At 56.1% G+C, this 16,876-nt stretch carries 16 protein-coding genes; 10 read left to right on the plus strand and 6 right to left on the minus strand.

What is annotated here, in order from left to right; all coding sequences use genetic code 11:
• Complete coding sequence (locus ACJA3I_RS00720) at window positions 1-774, plus strand: creatininase family protein (protein WP_458862859.1); 774 nt, start codon at window positions 1-3, stop codon at window positions 772-774.
• Between the two features lie 111 nt (window positions 775-885).
• Here the strand turns inward: ACJA3I_RS00720 and ACJA3I_RS00725 are convergent, their stop codons facing one another.
• From ACJA3I_RS00725 to ACJA3I_RS00735, 3 genes are all read right to left on the minus strand, one after another.
• Window positions 886-2,115, minus strand: coding sequence for a hypothetical protein (locus ACJA3I_RS00725; RefSeq protein WP_458862860.1), 1,230 nt, complete (start codon window positions 2,113-2,115; stop codon window positions 886-888).
• Between the two features lie 99 nt (window positions 2,116-2,214).
• Window positions 2,215-2,388, minus strand: a complete 174-nt coding sequence (locus tag ACJA3I_RS00730) for a hypothetical protein (protein ID WP_458862861.1) — start codon at window positions 2,386-2,388, stop codon at window positions 2,215-2,217.
• A 1-nt stretch (window position 2,389) separates the two neighbouring features.
• Window positions 2,390-2,863 (minus strand): RNA polymerase sigma factor, encoded by a 474-nt coding sequence (locus ACJA3I_RS00735; protein ID WP_458862862.1) that lies wholly within the window; start codon window positions 2,861-2,863, stop codon window positions 2,390-2,392.
• A gap of 463 nt (window positions 2,864-3,326) precedes the next feature.
• On the opposite strand from ACJA3I_RS00735, the gene ACJA3I_RS00740 reads away from it, so the two are divergent.
• The 9 genes from ACJA3I_RS00740 (at window position 3,327) to hydF (ending at window position 13,625) form a co-directional block, all read left to right on the plus strand.
• Entirely contained in the window at window positions 3,327-3,884 is a 558-nt protein-coding gene (locus ACJA3I_RS00740) for a TetR/AcrR family transcriptional regulator (protein ID WP_458862863.1), read from the plus strand.
• A 157-nt stretch (window positions 3,885-4,041) separates the two neighbouring features.
• The gene (locus tag ACJA3I_RS00745; protein ID WP_458862864.1) at window positions 4,042-4,494 is read left to right on the plus strand and encodes a hypothetical protein; all 453 of its coding nucleotides are present in this window, start codon (window positions 4,042-4,044) and stop codon (window positions 4,492-4,494) included.
• Window positions 4,495-4,554: 60 nt separating this feature from the next.
• Window positions 4,555-5,220, plus strand: coding sequence for a hypothetical protein (locus tag ACJA3I_RS00750; protein WP_458862865.1), 666 nt, complete (start codon window positions 4,555-4,557; stop codon window positions 5,218-5,220).
• Complete coding sequence (locus ACJA3I_RS00755) at window positions 5,217-5,639, plus strand: DUF2871 domain-containing protein (protein ID WP_458862866.1); 423 nt, start codon at window positions 5,217-5,219, stop codon at window positions 5,637-5,639. The genes ACJA3I_RS00750 and ACJA3I_RS00755 overlap by 4 nt, the downstream gene beginning before the upstream one ends.
• A 272-nt stretch (window positions 5,640-5,911) precedes the next feature.
• The gene (locus ACJA3I_RS00760) at window positions 5,912-9,391 is read left to right on the plus strand and encodes a PAS domain-containing hybrid sensor histidine kinase/response regulator (protein ID WP_458862867.1); all 3,480 of its coding nucleotides are present in this window, start codon (window positions 5,912-5,914) and stop codon (window positions 9,389-9,391) included.
• A 242-nt stretch (window positions 9,392-9,633) separates the two neighbouring features.
• Window positions 9,634-9,900 (plus strand): TM1266 family iron-only hydrogenase system putative regulator, encoded by a 267-nt coding sequence (locus ACJA3I_RS00765; RefSeq protein ID WP_458862868.1) that lies wholly within the window; start codon window positions 9,634-9,636, stop codon window positions 9,898-9,900.
• The gene (gene hydE / locus ACJA3I_RS00770) at window positions 9,884-10,939 is read left to right on the plus strand and encodes a [FeFe] hydrogenase H-cluster radical SAM maturase HydE (RefSeq protein ID WP_458862869.1); all 1,056 of its coding nucleotides are present in this window, start codon (window positions 9,884-9,886) and stop codon (window positions 10,937-10,939) included. Before ACJA3I_RS00765 ends, hydE begins: the two co-directional genes overlap by 17 nt.
• A 25-nt stretch (window positions 10,940-10,964) precedes the next feature.
• Window positions 10,965-12,407: a [FeFe] hydrogenase H-cluster radical SAM maturase HydG gene (gene hydG, locus ACJA3I_RS00775; RefSeq protein ID WP_458862870.1), complete on the plus strand. Its 1,443-nt coding sequence runs from the start codon at window positions 10,965-10,967 to the stop codon at window positions 12,405-12,407.
• 12 nt (window positions 12,408-12,419) lie between these two features.
• Window positions 12,420-13,625 carry a [FeFe] hydrogenase H-cluster maturation GTPase HydF gene (hydF, locus tag ACJA3I_RS00780; protein WP_458862871.1) on the plus strand — a complete coding sequence of 402 codons (1,206 nt, stop codon included), beginning with the start codon at window positions 12,420-12,422 and terminating at the stop codon, window positions 13,623-13,625.
• A 214-nt stretch (window positions 13,626-13,839) separates the two neighbouring features.
• Here hydF and ACJA3I_RS00785 read toward each other — a convergent pair whose 3' ends face one another.
• The 3 genes from ACJA3I_RS00785 to ACJA3I_RS00795 all read right to left on the minus strand — a co-directional run bounded on the left by ACJA3I_RS00785 (window position 13,840) and on the right by ACJA3I_RS00795 (window position 16,727).
• On the minus strand, window positions 13,840-14,340 hold the full coding sequence (locus tag ACJA3I_RS00785) for a GNAT family N-acetyltransferase (protein WP_458862872.1): 501 nt from the start codon (window positions 14,338-14,340) through the stop codon (window positions 13,840-13,842).
• A gap of 22 nt (window positions 14,341-14,362) precedes the next feature.
• The gene (locus ACJA3I_RS00790; RefSeq protein ID WP_458862873.1) at window positions 14,363-15,154 is read right to left on the minus strand and encodes a class I SAM-dependent methyltransferase; all 792 of its coding nucleotides are present in this window, start codon (window positions 15,152-15,154) and stop codon (window positions 14,363-14,365) included.
• A 184-nt stretch (window positions 15,155-15,338) separates the two neighbouring features.
• Complete coding sequence (locus ACJA3I_RS00795) at window positions 15,339-16,727, minus strand: Na+/H+ antiporter NhaC family protein (RefSeq protein WP_458862874.1); 1,389 nt, start codon at window positions 16,725-16,727, stop codon at window positions 15,339-15,341.
• Window positions 16,728-16,876: the final 149 nt, after the last annotated feature.

Consider the following 16,876-nt stretch of genomic DNA (forward strand, 5'->3'; position numbering starts at 1 on the left):
ATGAAAAATACCATACGCTGGGATAATCTGCGTTCCCCCGAATTGAAAGAGCTGGCGGAAGTGGGCGCCATTGTGCTGGTGCCGCTGGGTTCCACCGAACAGCATGGCCCCCATCTTCCCGTGGGATGCGACGCGCTGATGGCCACCGCCATGAGTGAAAAAATCGCTCAGGAGCTTTGCTCCCGCGGTCAGGTCTGCATCGTGGCCCCCACCATCGCCGTGGCCAATTCCACCCACCACATGAGTTTTTCCGGCTCGCTCACCTTAAAGCCTTCCACCTATATGCTGATGCTCAAAGATTACTGCTGCAGCATCGCCGCCCACGGTTTTCGCAAAATTGTTCTCGTCAACGGCCACGGCGGCAATGTGGCCCCCACCGAAGCGGCCCTCATCGAGATCAATGAAACGCTGGGCTTCCCCGTTTATCTCACCGGCTATTGGAAAGGCGACCCCACCGCGCAAAGCGATGTTCTGGAAAGCCAAAGCGGCATGATCCACGCCTGCGAAGGCGAAACCTCGCTGATGCTGGCCATCGATGAAGATCTGGTGGATGAGGGTTATCATTCCATCAAAGGCAACCCGGGCTATGATTTCGCCCCCGAAGACGATGATATCCTGCATACCTTCCATCGCATGGAATCTCACACCGAAAACGGCGTGATGGGCAATTCTTATCTTGCCACCAAAGAAAAAGGCGAAAAAATGGTTGACCGCATGGTGCGCGGCATGGCCGATATCCTTTGCACAGACGGCCTGTGGGAACGCAAGGTCTAATTTTTCCCGTTTCGCCGGCCCTATCCAAACAGAAAAAGAGCAGCCGAAAGATCGGCTGCTCTTCTTTTTCGCAATAAAAAATCTTCTCACATTTTTTCGCAGGCAGCGGGGTTACAGCACATATTCCGATGCGTTGATGATCTTTGTATCCAGCGCGCCCTTGATGCCGCCCAGCGCGGCCTTGATGGTGTCGCCGATGCCCGTGCCCTCTTCGCCGCCCCCGCCGCCGATCTGGGCCACATCTTCGCAGATCATGGCAACGGCGTCTTCCTGTTCCTCGCTGCATTTGACAATGGCGCAATCTTCAATATGCAGGCGTTCCGCGATCAGTTCCTTCGGAATATCCTCGGCGATCTTCACAACGGCGCAATCGCTCACATCGATGCCCATGGGCTGCTGCTCCAGCATCCATCTGGTGATCTTCAGGAAAGGCCGGTCTTCAAAAGCCGCGCCTCTGGGCTTTGCGATCTTCACTTCGCCGTCAATTTCCGTCAATCGCGTCAGAAACTTTTCCTTGAGTTCCCGGGGCACCCGCGCATCGCCGCGGATGTTCAGATATTCCAGTTCATCCAGAATCTCTGCCTGTTCGGGAACCGTTACATCCCCCAGCACATACAGCTTTCGGCCATAGCGCCGCAGGGTGGTTTCATCCAGCGTGATGTCATCCTGCACCACCGCGGTTCCATCGGGAACAATGATGATTTCCGCTTTTTCATCGATCAGTTCCACCAGTTCTTCCACCTTCGATCGGGCAATAATCACTTCTCTGGTGCTGAAAGAAACGCCCTTGTTCTTCAGCGCTTCCGCGTCCAGCTGCGCATCCACCATGATCATGCGTCTGCCGGACCAATAAAGGTTGTTTTTGGCGCGCAGGGCAAAGAGGCTGTCGATGACCGCGCTGCGTTTGAGAAGGATCGCGCCATCGGGATAACAGGCGGTAGAACCATTGACCTTCACCCCGGTGAGGGTGGAATAAACGCTGTCGGGGCAGGTCAGCGAGCCGTTGATGGTCATGCCCACGCATTGCGCCAGCTGTTTCTGGGTGTTGGGGCCGATGGTCAGCGCGCCATTGACGACCATATAAAACTTTGTTTCGGGAATCGCATCGCCGCTTTGGATCTCGCCGCTGCCGTTGACGGTGCGGAAATCCACATTGCCTTCCACTTCCATCACATTGGCGCAGTTGAGGGCGAAGGGCAGCCTGTTCATCACAGCCTTTCCTTCGGGGCTGGTGAGAAGGGTGGCGCAGTTGACGGTGATCGCCTCATAATCGCTGTAGTTTTCTTCCCGGATCTTTCTTGCATCGCAGCTTGCGCAGTTGATCATCAATTTTTTAGCCATATTATTTTCCTCCATTCAGTTGCGGTTGTTCTTTTCAATCTTTGCGGCTGCCGGATAACTTCAATCAGATCGTTTCCGAAGGAAGATTCATCATTCGGGCTATTCCTTCGGCGATGCAGCATTGAAACAGTGAAGCTGAAAATCTGCCCGATCACGGGGGTCGATGCTTTGCAGAAGCATGGCGTTTTCGATTTCCAAATAACTGCTGTAGCTTTCTTCCTGAAGCTTTTTCGCATCGCAGCTTGCGCAGTTGATCATCCATTTTTTAGCCATATCATTTTCCTCCGTTCGGCTGCAGTTGTTCTTTTAAATATTTGCGGCTGCGGGATAACCTGGATCGGATCGTTCCCGAAGGAAGATTCATCATCCCGGCTATTTCTTCGGCGGTGTAGCCATCAAAATAGCGAAGCTGAAAAATTGCCCGATCCCGGGGGTTGATGCTTTGCAGAAGCATGGCGTTTTCAATTTCCAATATTCCGCGATCTTCTGAACATTCGGGCCGCAGGCTCTGCTCATATTCGTTTTCGAGCGCCGCCCGGCGGCAGCGGTCGAAAAACAGGTTTTTGAAAGTTCGGTAAAGCCACGCCCGCCGTTTACTCGGGGATAGATCCTCCACGGTTTCCGTGTTCATCAGCGCCTTGATAAAGGTTTCCTGCACCAGGTCTTCTGCCAGCTCTCTGCTGCCGCTTATGTGAGCCCCATAGGCGATCAGTTCCCTGTAGTGTGCTTCATAAAGTTCTTCCCACAAAGGTTTTCCCCCCTTTCTGTCTGGATAACGAACGGCAGGATCAAAGTGTTGCATCCAAAAATAAAAAATTGGAAATTCCGCCGCCGGAACCGCCCGCGCGTGCGCGGCGGGAAGTCTCGTTTTTCCGGCGGCATGACAGTTAGAAAGATTATAGAACATTTTTATTAAAATTGTGTTTCAGATTTCAAGAATCCGGTTTTTCCGCCCGCTTTGCCGCCGACTGCTGGCGGGCAGGAGGGGCGGCGCGCGGCTTGCTGCCGCCTTTCCCAAGCCTTTCCATGCGCCGCGGAAGCCCGCGCTCCGGCCGTTTCGGCTCTCTTTCCGCCCGCCGCCGCGCCGAATAGTGGGCTTTTTCGGTTCGGGCTTTGCGCCCGAAAAAATTTTTTCTTCTTTTTTCGATTTTTCTTGACAGCGGTAAAAGACATGCTATACTGAACATAGTTCATGTTGATGAGGTGATTTGATGAATCATGCTGCCACCTCCGAAGAAGCGCTTCTTCGGGCAAGCTTAAAATTCGCTTCCGAAGAGGGGCTGAAATCGCTGAATATCCGCAGCATCGCCAAGGAATGCGGCGTTTCGGTGGGCTGTGTTTACCGCTATTTCCCTTCCAAGGCGGCTTTGATCAGCGCCACGGTGGGCAAGATCTGGGAATCGATCTTTCAGCTGACAAAAGGCAGCCGGCAGCCTTCCGGTTTTTGCGAAAGCGTGCGCTGGGTGTTTTCCTGCATCCGCAACGGGTGCGCGGAATATCCTTCGTTTTTCCGCCAGCATACGGCGGCATTCGGCCAAGCCGAAAAAAGCGACGGGCGCCGCGCCATGAACCACTATTTCGATCATATCCGCCAAACGCTTCTCGGCGCGCTGGAAGCCGACCCCGCTTTTCCGCCGCAGCTGTTCGATGAAACTTTCACCAGAGAACGCTTCGTGGGGTTTGTTTTCGATCATCTGCTTTCTTTGGGCCTGCGCGGTGCGGCAGATTGCGAGTTTTTGATCTGCGTGATCCAAAAGCTGGCGCGGTGAGCGCGATAGCCTTCGGCGCTTCCCCTTCGCGCTTTTTCGCCCTTCAAAGTTTTTCAATTTGCTTTTTTGTTTTCTTGTTTTTCGCTTATTTTGCTTGTTGCTCTTTTTTTATCATCAAAGTGAACAATGTTCATTCGCTTGTTCGGGAGGTACCCTCATGTCTGACTGCCCTCATTTCCATGTTAAAAAGCAAACGCTTCTGGCCATCGCCGGCAGCGTGTGGCTGGCCGCCGGGTGGAATGTCGCCCGCATCGGCTTTTTGGCCTATGGCGAAGCAAAAATCCTTTCGCCTGTTTCGGTTCTGCTTTCCCTTTCCGTGTTCCTGGCTTTCGGGCTGATGTTTCTCGGCATGAGCCGCAAACACGCCCGCCGCATCCGCGCCTTCGCCCAAAAGACCAAGCCGTTCTGGCATTTTTTCGATAAAAAATCTTATCTCATCATGGCGTTGATGATGGGCGGCGGTCTTTGGCTCAGAAGCTCGGGGCTTGCGCCGGCGCGGTTTCTCGCGGTGTTTTACAGCGGCCTTGGCTGCGCGCTGGCGCTGGCGGGGCTGTCGTTCTGGCAAAAATTTCTTACTTACGGCAAAAGCGATGACACGCTTTCCCAATAACGGGCTTTGCTCTTTTGCAAAGCCGCATCTCAATTTTTAAAACGAAAGGAATTGATTTTTATGGCGATCGGCGAATCTGTTTTTGACATTGCTTATCTTCTCACGGTTCTCACTTTGGGCATTATAATGATCTGCCAAAGCCGCGGCAACGCGCAATACCGCCTGTTCGGCATCATGGCCGTTGTTTTGGGGGCGGGCGATGCCTTCCATCTGGTGCCCCGCGTGATGGCGCTCACCACCGACGGCCTCGCCCGGCATACCGTGGCGCTGGGCATTGGCAAATGGGTCACTTCTGTGACCATGACGGTGTTCTATGTGCTGCTTTATCTGGTGTGGCGCAAGCGTTACCGCATTACGGGCCGCCGCGTCCTCACCGCCGCCGTGTGGCTTCTGGCCGTCTGCCGCGTCGTTCTCTGCTTCTTCCCCCAGAACCGGTGGCTTTCCGCGGCTCCCCCGCTTTCCTGGGGCATTTACCGCAACATCCCCTTCACGATCCTCGGCCTTGTGATTTTGCTGCTGTTTTACAGGGAATCGCGCAAACAGAACGACCGGGCGTTCCGGCATATGTCAACGGCCATCCTCGTCAGCTTTGCCTGCTATCTGCCTGTGGTGCTTTTCGCCGATCGGTTCCCGCCCGTGGGCGCGCTGATGCTGCCGAAAACCTGCGCCTATGTGTGGGCGGTGCTGCTGGGTTATTTTGATATGAAAGGATCACGCGCAAAATGAAAAAATATCTGAATTTATCGTTTGTTTTTGCCATTGCGGCCCTTGCCTGCGGCGTTTTTTACCGCGAATTCACAAAATTTCAGGGCTTTTCGGGTAAAACAGTGCTGGCGCTGCCCCATGTTCACCTGTTTGCGCTGGGCACGCTTTTCTTCCTGATCCTCGGGCTTTATGCCGACCGGCTCGATCTGTCTTCGCAAAAAACCTTTCGGGCGTTTTTGCCGCTTTATCTCGCGGGCCTGCCGCTGATGGCGGCGATATTCCTTCTGCGCGGCGTGTTGGAAGTGCTGGGCAAAGAGCTTTCGGCCGGCGCTTCTGCCGCGATCTCGGGCGTGGCGGGCATCAGCCACACCCTCATCACCGCGGCGCTGGTGCTGCTGTTTGCGGCGCTCAGGCGCGCAGCCGCCGCCCACGCCAAATAAGCATCGGGCGCATGCTCCGTTTTCTTTCTTACCGCGATTTCTCCGGTGTAAAACGCTGGAAAAATCGCGGTTTTTCAATGATTTTTCTGATTTTATTTGCGAATTATTGTTGTAAAACAGGGCATGGAATGCTACTATTTTCTTAATGATACCGCTTCTTCTTTAGTCTCTCATCCGGTGCAATCTTTCAGGCGCTTCATGCGTCTTTCAAGCGATCGTTCTATTGCGGGCGGGTCGCCGCCGCTATTTTTGTTTGCAAGGAGGTGCGCACGGTGGAAAAACGCAGCGGTTCCGTCTTTGATCCCTCTGCCGAAAAGAAAATGCTTGTGGAGGGCCTCAACAGCTTTGATACGGCAGAGGTTTTTGTGCGCCAGGATCAAAAATTTCACACCGTCCCCGTCACCGGAAGCGGCCGCCCCCAAGTTTCTTCCCCGGTGGCCGCCGGCTGGCAGCGTTCGCTGGATCTTCTGCTGGGCATGACAGGGGCTTCGGCAGGTTATGTGATAAGGATAACCGATCGCAGCGCCGTTTCCTTTCTGCACAGCGGCGATGAGATCGCGGAATATGCGGTGGGCGCGCGGTTTTCCTTCGGCACAGGCAGTTTCTGCGAAAATGTCGTCGGGCTCAACCGTTTTCTGCTAAGCTCTTCCGAGCTGTGGAAACAATCTCCTTTTTCGGCCTGCGCGGCTTCTTTCGCCCAATATTGCGGCATCCCCCTGCGCTGGGATGACGGTTCGTTTTTCGGCGCTTTATGCCTGCTCAGCCGCAGCGGAACCTTGCAGGAAGCATCCGTCCGCCCCCTGGTGGAAGAAGCCTGCGCCACCATCGAAAAAGATTTGGCCATCCTGTCGCTGCGCCAAAGCCGCGATGATTCTTATGAGCAATATGCCAAATCGATGGAAGCGATCCTGCAATATTCCCCCGGCGGCATTTTTTCTTATTCCGCCGAAGAAGATGAGCAGTTTTCTTATCTCAGCGAAAATATGCTTTCGCTTTTGGGTTATACCAAAGAAGAATTCCTCAAAAAGTTTGAGAACCGTTTTTCACAGATGGTTTATAAAGAAGACCGCCGCCGCGTATTGGAAGAAGTCAACGAGCAAATTCGCCGCGGCCCCTTCGACCGCTGTGAATATCGCATCGAGCGCAAAGACGGTTCGCTCATCTGGGTGCATGACGAGGGGCATATCGTCACCGATGCCGACGGAAAGCGCTGGTTTTATGTGGTGATCGTGGATATCACCGCCACGGTGGAAGCGCAGCAGCAGGAACGCAAAAAGTTTCGCGGCGCCATGCAATCGCTTCTGGCCGCCAACCCCCAGGCGGTGGGCAGCCTTCAGCTGAACCTGACCGCCAATCTCTGCCATTCGGGCCATGGCCTGTCGCCCGCCACCAATAAGATCTTCCACGCCAAAACCGTGGATGCCTTTTTCGGCGGCGTCGCTTCGAGAATGATCGACCCTGCCGCCCGCCAACAGTTCCTTTCTGTTTTCAACCGCGCCGCCCTGATAAACGATTTTCAAGCCGGCGCTGCCAGCCGCAGCGTGGAATATCTGCGCGAAAATGAAGGCGCTCCTCCTATTTGGATCCGCCTGTATCTCAATCTTCTCGCCAACCCCGACACCGGCGATGTGGAAGGCGTTGCCTATTCCGTGGATATTTCAAGAGAAAAACGCCGTGAAGAGATTTTAAATATCATCACCAGTCAGGAATATGATCTCATCGCGCTCATCCACCTGAAAGATGAAACGGTGGAAGCTTATTTTCTGGGTGAAACGCTGCCCGCCCATTACCGCAGCCTGCTGCCGGCCCCCGGCGCCGTTTATGATCTTCATGCTTTCCGCCGCCGCGCCGTGGAACAATGGATCCACCCCGATGACCGCGAGGCCTATTCTTTATATAGCGACCCCGACCACTATCGCCCGCTGATGGATCAGGGGCAGGCTTTCCAGTTCACGCTGCGCGAATGCCCGCCTGAATACGGCGGCGCCGTGCGCTACCGCAGGTTCCAGCATTTTTATCTCGGCGGCGATCGCGACACCATTCTTGTGGTGGAATCGGATGTGACCGAAGCTTCGCTGCGGCAGCTGAAAGAGCTTGAAAAAGCCAAGGCTGAAACCGACCGCATCCGCGATATCATGGATTCGATCACCAGCGGCATCAGCGTTTTGCATATGCCCGATCCCGAACATCTTTCCATCGAATATGTCAACCGCCAGCTGTTCCGCCTGCTGGGGTTCGCGCCCGAGCCAAACGATTTTTCTCAAATTTCTCCTTCGGCAGAGCGGCTTGTGGCCTCTTATCATCAAGATGCGTTCATCGGTGTGCATCCCGATGATCTTGCGCGGGTCAAAGAGACCTTCCGGCTCAATTTTTCTTCCGAACGCTTCACGGTGGAAAATTATCGCACCCTGGGCGCGGGCGGAAAATATTACTGGATCAAAGAAGAAGTGCGCCTGCGCGAGATCACGCCCGAAGGCCGCGTGTTTTATGCCACTTATCACGATGTGAGCGAAGAGGTGCGGCTCAACGCCGAACTGACCGCCCAGCTGGAAGCCGAAAAGCAGCTGCGCCGCGAAGCCACCCTGGCCAGCGCCTCCAAAACCGATTTCTTATCCCGCATGAGCCACGATATGCGAACGCCCCTCAACGGCATCATCGGCATGACTTATCTGGCGCAGGAACAGCAAAACCCGCCGCGCACAGCCGACTGCCTTGCCAAGATCGATAAATCCTCCCAGTTTCTGCTGGGGCTCATCAACGATGTTCTGGATATGGCCAAGGCCGAAAGCAACCGCATCGAATTGAACCCCGAGCCCTATCCTCTGGAAGAATTCAACGATTATCTGGATGCGGTGATCCTGCCGCTTTGCGCCGAAAAAAACCAGCATTTCGTTTTGGATGAAACCCATGCGCGCACCGATCTTATCCCCGTTGTCGATAAGCTGCGCATCAACCAGATCATTTTCAACCTGCTTTCCAACGCGGTGAAATATACGCCCGAAGGCGGCACTATCACCTATCGCATCACCGACGCGCCCCTGCCCTCCGGCCGCATCCGCATCGAGCATCATATCAGCGACACCGGCGTGGGCATGAGCGCCGAATTTCAAAAAGTGTTGTTCGACCCATTTTCGCAGGAAGGCCGCGACGATAATTCCGATAAACGCGGTTCGGGGCTGGGCCTTGCCATCGTGAAAAAACTGGTGGATCTGATGGACGGCACCATTTTTGTGAGAAGCGCCCCCCATGAGGGAACCTATTTTCATGTTTGTCTGGAATTTCCCGCCGTCACGGCCAAAGCGCCTGCGCCGCCCGCCCAAGCCGCTCTGGCCGCCGCGGGTTCCGTCATCCTGCGCGGCAGGCATATCTTGCTTTGTGAAGATCATCCGCTGAATCAAGAGATCGCGCAGACCCTTCTGGAACAGCAGGGCGCGCTGGTGGAGATCGCTGAAAACGGCAGACTGGGCCTTGAAAAATTCGCCGCTTCGCCCCTTGGTTTTTACGATGCCATCCTGATGGATCTGCGCATGCCCGTGATGGATGGCTATCAGGCCACCCGCAAGATCCGCGCTTTGAGCCGCGCGGATGCGGCCGCCATCCCCATTCTGGCCATGACAGCCGACGCTTTTTCGGGGGATGTGCAAAAATGTCTGGATGCGGGCATGAACGGCCATTTGCCCAAGCCCATCGATCCGCAGAAGCTTTATGAAGCCCTTCAGCGGGCCATCGCCGCCCGCCCCGTCACCCCGTGATCTCACCCCGTTTTCTCCGCCGCGGGCGGAAGCCGTTTTCCCACCACCCTGCTTTTGAAATCTGTTTAAAATCTTCTTGCAATTTTTCTGCCTGTTCTGTATGATAAGCATGTCACTCTGACACAAAGCGCGCGAAAGCGCCCTGCGTGAAAGCTGCGCCAAAGCCATCAGCAATACGGCTGCGCCTTTTTTGAGGGTGCAGCCGTTTTTTTATATTTTTATCACAGAAAGGAACGATCGATATGGAAACCAGAATCGCCCTCATGGGCATCATCGTCGAAAACCTCGATTCGGTGGAGCCGCTCAACGCCCTGCTCCATGAATATGGCCGCTATATCATCGGCCGCATGGGCCTGCCTTACCGCCAGCGAAACCTCAGCATCGTTTCCATCGCCATCGATGCCCCGCAGGATGCGATCTCGGCCCTTTCGGGCAAGATCGGCCGTCTGCCCGGCGTCAGTGTCAAAACCGCCTATTCCGGAGTGATCTCACATGAAGACGCTGATTGAAAAACTGGAGCGCACACACACCCTGACCCGCGCCGAATATGAAGCGCTGCTGGAAGGGCGCAGCGATGAAACCGCCGCCCTGCTGGCAGAAAAAGCCTCGCGGATCCGGCAGCGCGTTTTCGGCAACGGCATTTATACCCGCGGCCTCATCGAGATCAGCAGCTTTTGCCGCTGCGACTGCCTCTATTGCGGCATCCGGCGCAGCAACGGCGGCGCGGCCCGCTACCGGCTGACAGAAGACGAGATCCTCGGCTGCTGCCGCACCGGCTATGCTCTGGGCTTTCGCACCTTCGTGCTTCAGGGCGGCGAAGACGATTATTTCACGGATGACCGGCTGGAACCGCTGATCGCGCAGATCAAGGCGGAACACCCCGATTGCGCCGTTACGCTTTCTCTCGGCGAGCGTTCCCGCGAAAGCTACCGCCGCCTGCGCGCCGCGGGGGCCGATCGCTACCTGCTGCGCCATGAAACCGCAGATAAAACCCAATATGCCCTTCTGCATCCGCCGGCACAGACCTTTGAAAACCGCATGCGCTGCCTGCTGGATCTGCGCGATCTCGGCTATCAGACAGGCTGCGGCTTTCTTGTGGGCGCGCCGGGTCAAACCACCGCCTCCATGGCGGAAAACCTGAAATTTGTGGAAGAGTTCCACCCCGCCATGTGCGGCATCGGCCCTTTCCTGCCCCACGGTGCGACCCCCTTCGCCGATTGCCCGCCCGGCACGCTGGAAGAAACCTGCTATCTGCTCTCGATTCTGCGGCTGCAATCCCCCGGCATGCTGCTGCCCGCCACCACCGCCCTCGGCACAGCCCACCCCCGCGGCCGGGAACTGGGGATCCTTGCGGGCGCGAATGTGGTGATGCCGAATCTTTCTCCACAGGCTGTGCGGAAAAAATATGAGCTTTATGAAGGCAAGATCTGCACCGGCGAAGAGGCCGCGGAATGCCGCGGCTGTTTGGAACGCCGAATGGCCGCCATCGGCTGCACCCTTGCGGTGGACCGCGGCGACACGAAAATTGACGGGGAAGACACGATCTGACCCGAAATTCTGAAAGGAGCACCTTATGTACGATCCAAAATCCCTCCGCGCCGAAGAATTTATCAGCGATGAAGAAATTCTCGCCACCCTGGCCTATGCCGATGAAAACAAGCATAACCTGCCTTTGATCGATCAGATCCTCGAAAAGGCCCGCCCTGTGAAAACCGCAGCGGGCTATACCTGCCGCGGGCTCACCCACCGCGAAGCCAGCGTTCTGCTGGCCTGCGACATCCCCGAAAAAGTGGCTGAAATGTATCGCCTTGCCGAAGAGATCAAGCTGGCCTTCTATGGCAACCGCATCGTCATGTTTGCCCCGCTTTATCTTTCGAACTATTGCGTCAACGGCTGCCTTTACTGCCCCTATCACCTGAAAAACAAGCATATCGCCCGCAAGAAGCTGACGCAGGAAGAGGTTCGCCGCGAGGTGATCGCTTTGCAGGATATGGGCCACAAGCGCCTTGCCATCGAAGCGGGCGAAGACCCTGTGAACAACCCCATCGAATATATTCTCGAATGCATCGAAACGATCTACGGCATCCAGCATAAAAACGGCGCGATCCGTCGCGTGAATGTGAACATCGCGGCCACCACCGTTGAAAATTACCGCAGGCTGAAAGAAGCCGGCATCGGCACCTATATCCTCTTTCAGGAAACCTATCACCGCGAAAGCTATCTCACGCTTCACCCCACCGGCCCGAAGCATGATTACGCCTATCACACAGAGGCGATGGATCGCGCGATGGAAGGCGGGATCGACGATGTGGGCATCGGCGTGCTGTTCGGCCTTGAGCGCTACCGCTATGAATTCGCGGGCCTGCTCATGCACGCGGAGCATCTGGAAGCCGTTCACGGCGTCGGCCCCCATACGATCAGCGTTCCCCGCGTCAAGCGCGCGGATGATATCGACCCGGCCGTTTTCGATAACGGCATTTCCGATGAAATGTTCGAAAAACTGGTGGTCTGCATCCGCCTGGCGGTGCCCTATACCGGCATGATCATCTCCACGCGCGAAAGTCAGGCTGTGCGCGAAAAGGTGCTCTCCCTCGGCATTTCCCAGATCAGCGGCGCTTCCCGCACCTCTGTGGGCGGCTATACCGAAGAAGAGCGCCCCCATGATTCCGAACAGTTCGATGTTTCCGACCAGCGAACGCTGGATGAAGTCGTGCGCTGGCTGATGGAGCTGGGCTATATCCCCTCGTTCTGCACAGCCTGCTACCGCGAAGGCCGCACAGGCGACCGCTTCATGGCCCTTTGCAAGACCGGGCAGATCCAGAACTGCTGCCACCCCAACGCGCTGATGACGCTGTGCGAATATCTCACAGACTACGCCTCTGAAAAAACGCGGGCGCTGGGCTTCCCGCTCATCGAGCAAGAGCTGCAAAAGATCCCCAACGAAAAAGCCCGGGCCGTGGCGCGCGAAAACATTGCGGCCATCCGCGCTTCCAACCGCCGCGATTTCCGCTTCTAAGGAGGCAATCCCATGAGTTTGAACGACACCGTCTCTGCCCACCGCATCCACATCGGCTTTTTCGGCCTGCGCAACGCGGGCAAATCCAGCGTTGTCAACGCGGTGACGGGGCAGAATCTCTCGATCGTTTCCGATGTGCGCGGCACGACCACCGACCCTGTTAAAAAGGCCATGGAGTTGCTGCCCCTTGGCCCCGTGGTCATCGTGGATACACCGGGCATCGATGATGAGGGCAGCCTGGGCGCCCAACGCATCGAGCGCGCAAAACAGGCCCTTGGCTACACCGACATCGCCGTTTTGGTGGCGGATGCCGCCCGCGGGCTGCAAAAACAGGATTCCGAGCTGCTGAGCCTGTTTCAGGCCCGGGGCATCCCCTATGTGATCGCCTTCAATAAGGCCGATCTTCTTTCTTCCCCGCCGCCCGAAACGGAACACGCCCTCTATCTCAGCGCGAAGACCTGCGAAAATGTTTTCGCCCTCAAAGAAAAGCTGGGCCGCCTTTGCCGCGATGTGAACGCCCCCCGCCGCCCCATCGGCGATCTGCTGGCCCCGGGCGACACGGCGGTGCTGGTGGTGCCCATCGATTCCGCCGCGCCCAAGGGCCGCCTGATCCTGCCCCAGCAGCAGGTGCTGCGCGATATCCTCGATGCCGGGGCCATGGCCCTTGTCGCGCGGGATGAAGAGCTGCCCCAGGCTTTGGCGCGCCTTGCCGCCCCGCCCAGCCTCGTCATTACAGATTCTCAGGTCTTCCCCAAGGTGGCTTCGGCCGTGCCGCCCGCTGTGCCGCTGACCTCTTTTTCGATCCTCATGATGCGCAGCAAAGGCGGCCTGCACACCGCCGTTCGCGGCGCGGCGCAGCTGGCCAAACTGCGCGACGGCGACACCGTGCTCATCGCCGAAGGCTGCACGCATCACCGCCAGTGCGATGATATCGGCACAGTCAAGCTGCCCGCGTGGATCCGCGGTTATACAAAGGCCGATGTGCGCTTTGCCTTCACTTCGGGCGGAGACTTTCCGGAAGATCTTTCCCCCTATGCCCTCGCGCTCCACTGCGGCGGCTGTATGCTCAACGAACGCGAGCTGCAAACCCGCATGGCCCGTGCGCAGGAAGCCGGCCTGCCTTTCACCAACTATGGCGTGGCCATCGCCCAGATGCACGGCATTCTGCGCCGCAGCCTTTCCCTCTTCCCGGATCTTCTGGCAGAGCTGGATTCCTGACCGCCCTTCAGCACACGGCGCAAAATGCCTTTTTTCCCTGTGAAAACAGCCCGTCATTCCCCAAAAGCAGCTTCTTCCCGCAAAAACGGGTCGGTTCACGGGAACCGCACGATCAAAATAAAGCCCGTTTTTTCTTTGAACGGCGCTGCAAAAAAGCCCGGCAGATTTTTCTGCCGGGCCTTCAAAATTTCTCAAAGCAAAAAGCGGCGCCCCGTTATAAAAGCCTTTCCATCACAACAACGGTGTAATGTTCTTTTGGCACCTCGACCCCTGTGGGCATAAAACGGTTCTTTTCCCAAAAAGCCTTTGATTGGCGGTTGCCCTTCACATAGCACAGCCGTGCTTTTTGAAAGCCCATGGTCTCAAGGGCGCTCAGGGCTTCCGCGATGATGGCAGAGCCCACCCCCGCCGATTGAAACGCCCGATCCACCATAAAAAAGCCGATGAACGCCGTTTCCTCATCGGGATAGCGGCTGATCAGATCCATCACGGCGGCCAGACGGCCGTTTTCATAAAACCCCACATATTCTTTTTCTTCCGGTGTTTTGCAGGGCGGCAAAGCCGCAAGATCCGCCCGAATACTTTCGGCGCTGGCCGCCGGCGGGCAATATTCATAATAAAGCGGGTTCCCCCGGCAAAGCCGCAAAACCGCGGGGATCTCTTCTTCCGTTATTTTCTTCACCTTGAAACGGGTGGATAATGCTTCGATCTCCAACAGGTTTCCCCCCTTTTTGCCCCTAAGGCATTTTTCTGCAAAGGCAGAGCAGATGGCTTGCGCTCGCCAGCAGCTCGCGCTTTTCGCAGGTGGCAAGATGATACTGCGCAAAGCGTTCGAATTCTTCATCGGACATCTGAAAATCGCTGCGGTGCTCGGCAAGTTCAAGGATGCTGTCTGCCGACGCGGTGGTGAGATATTGAACCTTTTCCCGCCTGATCATCTGTTCGAACTGCGCGATGTCATATCCGGTGAAAAGCTGTTCTTCAAAATGTTTCACGCCGTAATGTTCATCGAAATTTTCTTCAAGCCCCGCCGCAAGGTTCCCCTGCAAATAGTTATTGAACAAAATGGCATGAACAGACAGAAAGGCCGCAAAGATCACGCCGCCTTTTTTGGTGACGCGAATGGCTTCTTCCAGCGCCCGATGCACCTCTTCCGCTTCATAAAGATGATAAAGCGGCCCGAGCACCAGGGTCATATCGAAGCTGTTTTCCGCAAACCTGCCCAGATCCAGCGCATCGCCCCGGAAGGCGTGCAGATTCCCCAAAGCCCCGCCGTTCTGCTTCAAAACAGCGAGGTTCTGCTCCACCAGCTCCACCGCCGTCACCTCATACCCTTCCCGCGCAAGGGCGATGGAATATCGGCCTGTGCCGGCGCCGATCTCCAGAATGGCCGCGCCGGGCTGGGCAAAGCGGTGGATATAATGCATCGTCGTCAGATATTCCAGCCGACCATGCCTGCTTTTGGTCAATCGCGCGTCTTCGCCGCCTTTGCCGTAAAACGCGCTGATGCGCTCAACTCTTTCGCTCATGGTTTTCCTCCCGCCGTCTTTTTTTAACCCGTTTCATTGTTATTGCCCATTTTACTCCTTCCGCGGGGAATTTACAAATATTTCCGCCCCGGCAAAAGAAAAACCCCGAAAAACCCTTCGGGGCGTGATCGCCGCGCCAGCAAAAAAGCCGCCGCATCGGGCGGCGGCTTTTAAAAGCGCAAACTCAGACGCCCGCTTTCTCGGGGGCGGGCCTTTCTTTTTTTGAAATGCGTGAAGCGCGCATCATATTGATCCAGGTGAAGATCGGCAAAACATAGCAGAGCATGCAATAGGGCGCGAAGCGGAGCGCCGCCACCCCCGTGATGGAAACCGCCATCATGGCGTTGACATTCCATGGGATCAGCGGCGAAACGATGATGCCGTTATCGGAAATGATGTGGGCCAGCGCGCGGCGGGTAATTTTCATCTCGTCGAATTTCGGGCTGAAATACATGCCCGTGGCCATGGCGCAGATGGGCTGATTGCAGGTGACAAGGGTCAAAAGAATGCTGGTCAGCCCGGCGTTCGCCATCAGGCGGCCTTCGTTTTGGGTAGGCTTGTTCAAGCGATCCAGCAGCAGGTTGATCATGCCGCCGCCTTCCATCAACCCGTTGAGCACAGCGGAAAAAATCACGCTGAGGATCACATTGACCATGGAAAGCACACCGCTGCCCGAGATCACGCGGGCCAGCTGCGCATCGGCGGGATGAAAGCCCATAACGAAATTCCGCGCCATTTCGGCGAAAGAAAGATCTGTCATGGCAAAAGCCAGCGCCACCGAGACCCCCAGCGAGATCAGCAGCGAGGTGACGATGCTGCGCCGGAACGCCAGCACCAGCAGCACCATCAGCACCAGCGGCAGAAGCATCAGCCAGTGGATGGTATAAGAGCTTTTCAAAAGCGAAAGCAGCGGTGTTACCCCCGAAAGATCTGCCCCCGCATAAGACCGGCCCGCCCAATAATAAAACAGGCTGCAAATGCCAAGGCCCATCAGGGTATAGCGCCCCATATATTTAATGTTGCCGGGCATATCCGTGCCCGTCATAGAAGAAACCAGATTCAAAACGGCCGAAAGCGGCGCGGTTCGATCGGCCAGATAACAGCCCGAAATCACGGCGCCCGCCATCAGCGGCATATGGATGCCCAGCGCCTGCGCAATGCCGATGAACACCACGCCCATGGTGCTCAGGGTTCCCATGGCTGTGCCCAGAATGCAGGAAAGCGCGCTGCAAAGCAAAAACGCCACCAAAACCATATTCAGCCCCGAAAGATATTTCAGCCCGCCATAAACAAAGGTGCCGATCACGCCGCTGGCCATCCAAAACCCGATGGTTCCGCCGATGAAAAACAGCATGACACAGATGCCCTTCACATTGGAAAGGCGGGAAACCGACATTTTCCAAAGCTCTTTTATCGAACTTCCCTGCTTCCAGACAAAAAAAGCTGCCGCGGCGCAGCCGGCGGCGATCCCCCAGAAAACAGGCCATTCAAAAACGATGCACAACGCAATGGCCGCGATGAGCACCGCCACCACCACATAGGCGCTCCATAACGCATAGCTCTTGTTTTTCAAACAGCAACACCCTTCTTTTCCCTTTCGCGGCGCGCCGCGCCGCAATTCAACCATAGGGTAACATGAAACCGCAAAAGTGGCAATGAATTTCTGAATAAAATTCTATACAAACGCCGGGAAACGCGCTATGATAAAGCTACCGAACAATC

This window comes from Acidaminobacterium chupaoyuni (assembly GCF_047936785.1).
Lineage (GTDB): Bacteria > Bacillota > Clostridia > Oscillospirales > Butyricicoccaceae > Acidaminobacterium > Acidaminobacterium chupaoyuni.

Coding starts and splice junctions, on each gene's coding strand:
- hydG (WP_458862870.1), top strand. CDS start 10,965: ATGTACGATCCAAAATCCCTCCGCGCCGAAGAATTTATCAGCGATGAA.
- hydE (WP_458862869.1), top strand. CDS start 9,884: ATGAAGACGCTGATTGAAAAACTGGAGCGCACACACACCCTGACCCGC.
- ACJA3I_RS00730 (WP_458862861.1), bottom strand. CDS start 2,388: ATGGCTAAAAAATGGATGATCAACTGCGCAAGCTGCGATGCGAAAAAG.
- ACJA3I_RS00740 (WP_458862863.1), top strand. CDS start 3,327: ATGAATCATGCTGCCACCTCCGAAGAAGCGCTTCTTCGGGCAAGCTTA.
- ACJA3I_RS00720 (WP_458862859.1), top strand. CDS start 1: ATGAAAAATACCATACGCTGGGATAATCTGCGTTCCCCCGAATTGAAA.
- hydF (WP_458862871.1), top strand. CDS start 12,420: ATGAGTTTGAACGACACCGTCTCTGCCCACCGCATCCACATCGGCTTT.
- ACJA3I_RS00790 (WP_458862873.1), bottom strand. CDS start 15,154: ATGAGCGAAAGAGTTGAGCGCATCAGCGCGTTTTACGGCAAAGGCGGC.
- ACJA3I_RS00745 (WP_458862864.1), top strand. CDS start 4,042: ATGTCTGACTGCCCTCATTTCCATGTTAAAAAGCAAACGCTTCTGGCC.
- ACJA3I_RS00725 (WP_458862860.1), bottom strand. CDS start 2,115: ATGGCTAAAAAATTGATGATCAACTGCGCAAGCTGCGATGCAAGAAAG.
- ACJA3I_RS00765 (WP_458862868.1), top strand. CDS start 9,634: ATGGAAACCAGAATCGCCCTCATGGGCATCATCGTCGAAAACCTCGAT.
- ACJA3I_RS00750 (WP_458862865.1), top strand. CDS start 4,555: ATGGCGATCGGCGAATCTGTTTTTGACATTGCTTATCTTCTCACGGTT.
- ACJA3I_RS00755 (WP_458862866.1), top strand. CDS start 5,217: ATGAAAAAATATCTGAATTTATCGTTTGTTTTTGCCATTGCGGCCCTT.